Annotated in this window: 8 protein-coding genes; 3 read left to right on the forward strand and 5 right to left on the reverse strand. The window is 68.7% G+C overall.

Translation table 11 applies throughout. The features are described 5' to 3' along the window. On the reverse strand, positions 1 to 679 hold a 679-nt coding region (locus BN11_RS23500), incomplete at its 3' end, for a hypothetical protein (protein ID WP_162213176.1). A gap of 23 nt (positions 680 to 702) precedes the next feature. Here BN11_RS23500 and BN11_RS06600 point away from each other — a divergent pair. Beyond that, positions 703 to 1,467: a class I SAM-dependent methyltransferase gene (locus BN11_RS06600; RefSeq protein WP_083433584.1), complete on the forward strand. Its 765-nt coding sequence runs from the start codon at positions 703 to 705 to the stop codon at positions 1,465 to 1,467. Positions 1,468 to 1,482: 15 nt separating this feature from the next. Here the strand turns inward: BN11_RS06600 and BN11_RS06605 are convergent, their stop codons facing one another. Beyond that, entirely contained in the window at positions 1,483 to 2,772 is a 1,290-nt protein-coding gene (locus tag BN11_RS06605; protein ID WP_048696032.1) for an MFS transporter, read from the reverse strand. Between the two features lie 205 nt (positions 2,773 to 2,977). Here BN11_RS06605 and BN11_RS06610 point away from each other — a divergent pair, with 205 nt between their 5' ends. Together BN11_RS06610 and BN11_RS06615 are read left to right on the forward strand one after the other, a co-directional pair. Beyond that, on the forward strand, positions 2,978 to 3,922 hold the full coding sequence (locus tag BN11_RS06610; protein WP_048696033.1) for a DUF808 domain-containing protein: 945 nt from the start codon (positions 2,978 to 2,980) through the stop codon (positions 3,920 to 3,922). 149 nt (positions 3,923 to 4,071) lie between these two features. Continuing rightward, a complete protein-coding gene (locus tag BN11_RS06615; protein ID WP_048696035.1) occupies positions 4,072 to 6,618 on the forward strand; it encodes a glycogen/starch/alpha-glucan phosphorylase in 2,547 nt (848 codons plus the stop codon). Positions 6,619 to 6,787: 169 nt separating this feature from the next. Here the strand turns inward: BN11_RS06615 and BN11_RS06620 are convergent, their stop codons facing one another. The 3 genes from BN11_RS06620 to BN11_RS06630 form a co-directional block, all read right to left on the reverse strand. Next, positions 6,788 to 7,093 carry a hypothetical protein gene (locus BN11_RS06620; protein ID WP_157044014.1) on the reverse strand — a complete coding sequence of 102 codons (306 nt, stop codon included), beginning with the start codon at positions 7,091 to 7,093 and terminating at the stop codon, positions 6,788 to 6,790. Continuing rightward, positions 7,080 to 7,376: a hypothetical protein gene (locus BN11_RS06625; protein ID WP_048696038.1), complete on the reverse strand. Its 297-nt coding sequence runs from the start codon at positions 7,374 to 7,376 to the stop codon at positions 7,080 to 7,082. Before BN11_RS06625 ends, BN11_RS06620 begins: the two co-directional genes overlap by 14 nt. Before the next feature lie 410 nt (positions 7,377 to 7,786). Further along, positions 7,787 to 8,521 (reverse strand): glycosyltransferase family 2 protein, encoded by a 735-nt coding sequence (locus tag BN11_RS06630; protein ID WP_048696040.1) that lies wholly within the window; start codon positions 8,519 to 8,521, stop codon positions 7,787 to 7,789. Positions 8,522 to 8,769: the final 248 nt, after the last annotated feature.

The following is an 8,769-nucleotide window of genomic DNA, read 5'->3' on the forward strand; positions in this document are numbered from 1 at the left end:
GGCGGCGGGCGTGCATCCGCGGCACCCGGACTGGCAGACGGCCATCCTCACCGACCGCATCGCGTGGTGGGTGCAACGCTTCGGCACCGCCGCTGCGGCCCTGACCGCGGTCCCCGGCCTGCTCGGCAAAGTCGGCCGGCTCACCGGCGTCGGCGACGTCATCGGCGCCGCCGCCCAGGTCCTGATAGTCAACGCCGTCGCACGCGAGATGGGCATCGAGGACATTCCCCGGCGAGTCGCCGCGGCAGCCGACATCGTGCTCGACCGGCAGTTGTCGATGGCCGAGATCGAACTCGCGCTCGCCGAGGAGGCCACTCCCGCCACCGGCCAGAACTCCGCCGAGCGCGCCGACACGGGTCAGGACGACACCAATCAGGACGACACCAATCAGGACGACATCAGACCGGACGACACTGACCAGCCCGGGATCGTGCGGCGCCTCGGCGGCAGTGCCGCCCTCGTCGGGCGGGTGGCGCGTGACCTGTGGCGCCTCAACAGCGATATGGACAAGCGCCCCGGAGCCGGCCGCGTCGTCGGGTTCGCCCGCAACCTGCCGGCGGTCGGCGCCGTGGTTCCTTCGCCTACGAACGACGCGGCATCGCGCGTGCCGCCGAGCGCGCCCGCAGCCGCTTCGGGGGATGACCGCAGGTGGAGTCGACCGTTCACGTCGACGGTTCATCTTGAGGGGTTAGCCTGCCGTCCATGGGGAACACAGGCTTGGACGCCCCGACGCCCGAACATCTGGACCGCATCGTCGCGTCGTATGCCGGTTCTCGCCCGGGATACCCGGCAGCCGTCTTCGACCAGTTGCGCAAGGCACACGTGGTCGGACCGGGTGTCCGGGTGCTGGAGATCGGGGCCGGCACGGGTGAGGCAACGACGGATCTGGTCGCCACCGGCGCCGACGTGACAGCGGTCGAACCACGGCCGGTGCTCGCGAAGACCCTCGCGGAGCGCGTCCCGCAGGCCCGGGTGGTCGTGCAACGTCTGGAAGATCTGGATCTCGCGCCGGGCAGCTTCGATGCCGCCATCGGTGCCACTTCACTGCACTGGCTCAGCCTCGACACTGCCCTGCCGATGCTGCACGACGCGCTGCGGGCCCAGGGTCGGCTCGCGGTGCTGCGGACCACCTTCGGGGACGCGTCGGTCAAGACCCCGTTCCGCCGCCGCGTCGCAGAGATCGTCAAGTCCCGGGTCGAGGCCACTGCCGACAAACGCGGTCTACGCCCGACGATGCGGGAGTTGACCGAGAGCGGGCTGTTCCTCCCCGTCGATTCGTGGGAGTGGCCGTGGTCGATCGAATTGACCGCCGGCCAGATCGAGCGGCTCTTCACGACCTTCAGCGACTGGTCGCCGGCGGAGGTCGCCCAGGCGCGCGCCGCGGCCGACGACCTCGGCGGCAAGATCGTCGAGCACTACCGGACGTGGTTGCACGTCCTGGAGAAGGCGCCCGGACCACGCGCCTAGCTACCCCGCGCCGAGCTACTGCGGCAGGGTGATTGCGGGGCCGAGGTCGGCGGGTGAATCCGGCGCCGGCGGCAACGACTGCACGTCCGGGCGCGCCCGCAGACTGCGAATGCTCGGGACGGACAGGGAGCTAACGCTGGCCACCAGCATCACAGCCGCACACACGAGCAGAACCCGTTGTGCCCCCACGGCATCCGCCGCCGGCCCGGCGAGGATGATGCCGAGCGGCCCAAGCGCCAGGGAGCCCAGCGCGTCATACGAACTGACGCGCGAGAGCGACTCGGCCGGGATCTCGCGCTGCATCGTCGTCTGCCAGAAGATCGAGAGCATCTCGAAGGCGAACCCGAGGAAGAACGATGCGACCGCGATCGCCACGAGGGGTGCGTGCAGACCGAGCAACAGATAGGGCGGCGCCCCCAGGAAGCTCAGCAGCACCACCGCCCGGACCGGGTATGCCGGCCGCCACCGCATCGCAACGAGTCCCCCGAGGATCAGCCCGCAGGACTCGACGGTCAGGATCGTCGACCACGCTCCCGGCCCCCCGAGTGCGGTCTTCGCGACGACCGGCCCGAGCACCAGATGCGCCGCCTGCCACACCATGACGAAAGCGGAGAACTGCAGCACGCACACCCACAGCCACGTCCGCGACCGGAACTCACTCCAGCCGACCCGCAGCTCACGAAGCATCCCGGGACCGGGCACGTCGTCCTGCGGGGGCCGCGTGAGCCGGAGCCGCCCGACACACAAGCCGGCCACGGCGAAGATCACTCCAGCGGCGATCAGCGCCCAGCCGCCACCGATGGCGACGACGACGATGCCGCCGGCGACGAGGCCGGCCACTCGGGCGGTGTTGCCGCCGATCCCGATCAGGGCGTTGCCGTCCTGGAGGGAGTGCGCGGGCACGACCTGCGGCACGATCCCCGTCATCGCCGGCCAGACCAGGGCACCCGCGGTGCCCGCGAGGAAGGTCAAGGTGACCAGACCCCATACGGGTGCATGTCCGCTCAACAGCAGCGCCCCGATGACGATATGCAGCACTGCATTGGCCCATTCGGCCGCGCGGAGCACCTGCTCGCGCGGATAACGGTCGGCGACCACGCCACCGACGAGCGTGAAGAGCACCAGCGCGATCGACTCCGCGGCCAGGACCGTCGAGAGGGTCGTCGCGCTCGCCCCCGGCAGGTCGAGCACCCCGAACGCCAGCGCCACGGGCGCGAAGGCGAGCGCCAGCATCGAAAGCGTCCGCGCCGTCAGCAGCAGCGCGAACGGGCGGTCGCGCAGCAGATCGGAGCGTGGGGAGGACACCGCTCCACCGTAGGGCCAGGCCGCGCGCGCCGGCCACTCGATTCCCCCTGCCGCCCCGCTCCCTGCCGCCCCGCTCCCGGACGACGGCTGCTTCGTGACGCGATTGGATGCATGCCGGGGTGCAGCCGCGCTGATTCAGATCTGGGCGGCACCAGCCGTTATCCTTGAGTGCTCCCGTCCGAACCCCCGACCTCAGGAGTTGCTCATGGCCGGCGGACTCGTCGCCCTGCTGGACGACATCGCCGCGCTGGCCAAGTTGGCCGCGGCCTCCATTGACGACGTCGGCCTGGCCGCCGGCCGGGCGACGTCGAAGGCCGCCGGGGTCGTCATCGACGACACCGCCGTGACGCCGCGCTATGTCGACGGATTCACTCCCGATCGCGAACTGCCGGTCATCAAGAAGATCGCGATCGGCTCGCTGCGCAACAAACTCCTCTTCATCACGCCGGCCGCGCTGCTGCTCAGCCAGTTCGCCCCGTGGGCGTTGACCCCGCTGCTCATGATCGGCGGCAGCTACCTGTGCTACGAGGGCGCGGAGAAGGTGTGGGAGAAGTTCGGCGGCGGCCACCACGCGGAGGACGAGACTCCGGTCGTGCTCGAGAGTGCAGAGCAGGAAAAACTGATGACGGCCGGAGCCATCCGGACCGACTTCATCCTCTCCTCCGAGATCATGGTCATCTCGCTCAACGAGGTCGCCCACGAGCCCTTCCTCATGCGCACCGCGATCCTCATCGTTGTCGCGATCGCGATGACCCTGCTGGTGTATGGAGTGGTGGCGCTGATCGTCAAGATGGACGACGTCGGCCTGCACCTGGCCAAGGCGGGCACGGGGGCCAAGGCCACCATCGGGCGGGGAATGGTCGCCGGTATGCCGAAGGTGCTGGCGGCCCTGTCGACGATCGGTGTCGTGGCCATGCTGTGGGTCGGCGGGCACATCGTCCTCAAGGGCACCGACGACCTCGGGTGGCACACGCTCTACGGCTGGGTCCACCACCTGGAGGAGGTGGCCCACGACCTCGGCGGCGCGCTCCTCGGTTGGCTCGCCAACACCGCAGCGTCGGCGGTCTTCGGGCTCCTGTGGGGAGCCGTCATCGTCGCCGTCATGACCCTGGTCCACAAGGCTCGCTCCGGCGAGCCGGCGCACCACTGATGCACCGCGCTCGCGGTGGAGGCCTGCATCACCCTTCTCGGAGACTTCCGAGACCAGCCCGACAGCGTCGCCGGGGCCTTATGCTCGTGACACGTGCCCTGAAAAGGTTTACACGAGCCCAGTGAAAGTGACCCAACGTGTCTGACACCATGCCGGCCGTCCGCCCTGCGGAAACCGTCGCCGTAGCCGAGGACTACCTCCACGAGCGGGGTCCGACGCTCGAGTCCACGCACCCGCTGGCGCTGGGTCCGGTCACGGCCCCACCGCATACGGTCGACGGCTTCGTCAAGGAGTTCCTGCGCGAACTCAACTACGGCCAGGGCGTGCCCCTGTCGCGCTCGTCGCTCAACGACCAGTACATGGCGCTCGCGCGCACGGTCCGCGGCTACCTGACGGCCCGGTGGCTGGAGACGGCGACCCGCCGTCGGCAGAGCCCGCACAAGATGGTCGGCTACCTCTCGGCCGAATACCTCCTGGGGCGCCAGCTCGACAACGCCCTCCTGGCCACCGACCTGAGCGCCATCGCCGAGGAGGCGATGAAGGTATGCGGTCTGGAGTTGGACGCGCTGCGGCAGGCCGAGGTCGAGCCCGGCCTCGGCAACGGCGGTCTCGGCCGGCTCGCCGCCTGCTTCATCGACTCGCTCGCGACCATGGATGCGCCGTGCGTCGGCTACGGCATCCGCTACGAGTACGGCATCTTCAAGCAGACCTTCGTCGACGGCCGCCAGGTCGAGGTCCCCGACAACTGGCTGTCCATGGGTGGCCCGTGGGAGATCGCCCACCCCGAGATGGAGGTCCCTGTCCACTTCGGCGGGCACGTCGAACGCGCCACCGCCGACGACGGACGCGAACGCTGCACTTGGGTGCCCGACTGGAGCGTGCTGGGAATCCGTTACAACGTGATGGTCCCCGGCTACCAGAACGGCGTCGTCAACACCTTGCGACTGTGGCGGGCCATCGCGACCCGCGCCTTCGATCTCGACATCTTCAACGCCGGTGACTACGCCTCGGCGGTGCGTTCGCAGACCGTCGCCGAGAACATCTCCAAGGTGCTCTACCCCGAGGACTCCACGCCGCAGGGCAAGGAGCTGCGGCTGCAGCAGCAGTACTTCTTCGTCGCCTGCTCGATCTTCGACTTCCTCAAGCACACCCAGCCGACCGACCTCGACGTGCGGGAACTGCCCGAGCGGATCATCTTCCAGCTCAACGACACCCACCCCGTCATCGGCATTCCCGAGCTGATGCGGCTGCTCATCGACGACTACGACCTGACGTTCGAGGAAGCGTGGGCGATCACCAAGCAGTGCTTCGCCTACACCTGCCACACGCTGCTTCCCGAGGCGCTGGAGGTCTGGCCCGTCTCGCTAATGGAGCGGCTGCTGCCGCGGCACATGGAGATCATCTACCAGATCAACGAGGTCTTCCTCGCCGAGGTTCGCGAGCAGTTCCCGGGCGATGAGCTGCGGGTGCGCCGGATGTCGATCATCGGCGACCACCCCGAGCGCTCGGTGCGGATGGCGCACCTGGCGACGGTGGCGTCGGTCAAGGTCAACGGCGTGGCCGAACTGCACAGCCAGCTGCTGCGGGACAAGGTGCTCGCGGACTTCTCCGAGATGTGGCCGGAGAAGTTCACCAATGTCACCAACGGGGTCACCCCCCGGCGGTTCGTGCGGCAGGCCAACCCGTTCCTGTCCAAGCTGATCACCGACACCATCGGGGTCGGGTGGGTGGCCAATCTCGAGCGGGTGCGCGAGCTCGAGACGTATGCCGAGGACCCGGAGTTCCGCGCGAAGTTCCGCGAGGTCAAGGCCGCCAACAAGACGCGGATCGCCGCCGTCCTCGAGCGCCGCGACGGCATACTGCTGCCCGAGGATCACCTGCTCGACGTGATGGTCAAGCGGCTGCACGAGTACAAGCGCCAGATGCTCAAGCTGCTGCACATCGTCACCCTCTACGAGGGCATCATCTCCGGTGACCTCGACCCGGCGACCGTCACCCCGCGGACCGTCGTCTTCGGCGCCAAGGCCGCACCCGGCTACCGGATGGCCAAGGAGATCATCTTCCTGATCAACTCGGTCGCCAGCGTCATCAACAACGACCCGCGCGTGCAGGGCAAGCTGTTCATCGCCTTCCCGGCCAACTACAACGTCACCCTCGCCGAGCGGCTGATCCCGGCCGCCGACCTGTCGGAGCAGATCTCCCTGGCCGGCAAGGAGGCCTCCGGCACCGGCAACATGAAGTTCGCGCTGAACGGGGCCTTGACGATCGGCACCGACGACGGTGCCAACGTCGAGATCCGCAAGCTGGTCGGCGACGACAACTTCTTCCTCTTCGGGATGACCGAGCCCGAGGTCGCGGACCTGCAGGCCCGGGGCTACCGGCCGACGGAGTACTACGAGTCCAACGAGAAGTTGCGCCGCGCGATCAACCTGATCGACTCGGGGCACTTCACCGGCGGCAACCGCGAGGCGGCCAGCATGGTCATCGGCGACCTGCTCTACAACGACCGTTTCCTCGTGCTCGCCGACTACCAGGCCTATCTGGACGCGCAGGCGGAGGTCGAGGCGGCATACGCCGACCAGGAGGCGTGGAGCCGGTCGGCCATCCTGAACGTCGCCCGGACCGGCTTCTTCTCGTCCGACCGCTCGATGCGCGACTACATCAACCGGATCTGGCACATCCAGACCGGCTTCTGACGATCGCGGCACGTCACGTCGCGATCACCCGGCGCTCCTGGGCGCGGGCATCGAGACAGGCCTCGCGGCTCTTTGGTGACGGTCTTGCCGATGTCGAGCGACTGATACCCCTGCGGTGACGTCGAAACTCCCGGTTCCGCGAGGGAACCGGGGGTTTCGGTGATGCGGGTCAGCGCTTCAGGTCCAGGTGGACGACCTGAGGGTCGTGGTCGGAGTCCTGGTCGAAGAACGCGGCGTTGGTGTGGACGATGTCGTAGACGAACGCCGGCTTGACACCGCTGCCCGGACGGTAGGGCCCGGAGAACTTCTCGAGCGACGCCAGGGAGTTGGAGATCAGGATGTGGTCGAGCACCTGGCTGTTGCCCTCGCAGACATAGGTCCAGCGGTTGGCCGCGGGGTCCTTGGCCATGATCTCGTTGACGAAGGTGCGCACCACACGTGCCTGCGCGTGCCGGGCCTCCTCACTGAAACGCACCGGCCGCTGCCCGCGGCCGAACAGCGGGTCGTCGCCGCCCTTCGACGAGAAATGCACCGCCCGCGACGAAGACGGTCTGGCCACGGAACTTGAACTGGCCCACGACCGGCTTGCGGGAGTCTTCGAACGCCGGGTTCGTCGGGTCGATCCGGCCGGGGCTGACGCTCAGCGAGACATTGCCCTGCTTGTCGGTGACGACCTGTAGTCGACGACGCCGGACCGGGATCTCGCCGAAGGACGCTGTGGGTCCGACGACCTCGGCGTCGCGGACACCGACGTACATCCCCTCGAGGGACTCGTAGAAGTCGATGGCGTCCGCTCGGGGAGGAAGGCGGCGCCGCTGTATGCGAAGCTCGTGGGGTTCTCGGCCTCGATGGTCTGCTGCGGGGCGACGCGGTCCTCGCCGATGACCACCGGGGCAGGCAAGGCGTTGCCGCTCGAGACCGCTCGACGAAGTCGCTCCTGTAGGGGGCGCCGGAGTTGCCGCCGCCGCCATCCGCCTCGGCGATGACGACATTCTCGGAGGCCGCGGAGGCGGACGGCGCGCAGACGGCGCCGAGGGCCAGCACGGGGTTAGCGGCTGTGATTAGCCGCAGGGTTTGCTGGGAGTCACGGTGGTGCTCCTGGGACGAACCGGTGGGGGATCGGCGTCACCCTACGAGTCAAAGGTGTCCGGCGCACTACCTGCGCGGGTCATTTTCGAGAACGTGCCTGGCGCAGGATAGTCCGATAGATCATCAGCGAGTCGCGCAGCGGCCGGAAGTGGGACTGGCTGTTCTTCGCGTCGTGATAGACGGTCGCGATCGGCACCTCGAGGATCGGAATGTGCTGGGCGAGCGCCCAGATCAGCACGCTCATCTCGTATTCGAAGCGCTCCCCCTCGACCCGGCTCATCGGTTCGGCGAGCGCGAGCGGGAACCCGCGCAGCCCGGTCTGCGTGTCGGGCAGGCGCTGGCCGTACCGCATCCGGATCACCCCGGTCGTGAAGCCGTTGCCGAGGCGGCTGAAGAAGGGGATGCCCGGACCGGAGAACCGGCGGACCCCGAGCACGAGAACCTGTTCGGGCCCGGCCGCCTGCACCGCCGCCGCCACGGCGGCGATGCCTTCGGCGGTATGCTGCCCGTCGCAGTCCGCGGTCACGATCACCCGGGCCGGCCGTCGCCCAAGCAGATCGGCATATGCGGTCTTCAGGGCCGCTCCCTTGCCGCGGTTGACGGTGTGGGTCAGGACCCGGCACCCAGGTGCGTGGGCGATCCGGGCGAAGATGTCGGCGTAGTCGGCGCCCGAGCCGTCGTCGACCACGAGAACCTCGGTGAAACTCGCCGCCAACTGGGCCGCGAAGCCGGCGAATCCGGGCTCGGGATGCAGTGCCGGGATGATGACGACCACGCCTTCCGGCGCGCGGCCCGGCGAGGTCGGCTGCGACACCTTCGCATGTTCCCACGCACGATGCCGCGAACCGGGGATTGCCGCTGTCCTATCGGCCAGTCGATCGGTACCTCCGGTGGAGGCGGCGTCCACGCGGAGTGACCGACGCTGGATGCCGTGAGCGACTTGACCATGCCCCTGACCGTCCGCACTGCCCGTCGTCGCACGACCGCAACCGCACGGCGCACCGGGCTGATCACGATCGTCACCGGGGGCGGGCCGATCGGCGGGCACGACCACCGCTGCGC

Origin of the sequence: Nostocoides australiense Ben110 (assembly GCF_001050535.1) — a bacterium.
Taxonomy (GTDB): Bacteria; Actinomycetota; Actinomycetes; order Actinomycetales; family Dermatophilaceae; genus Nostocoides_A; species Nostocoides_A australiense.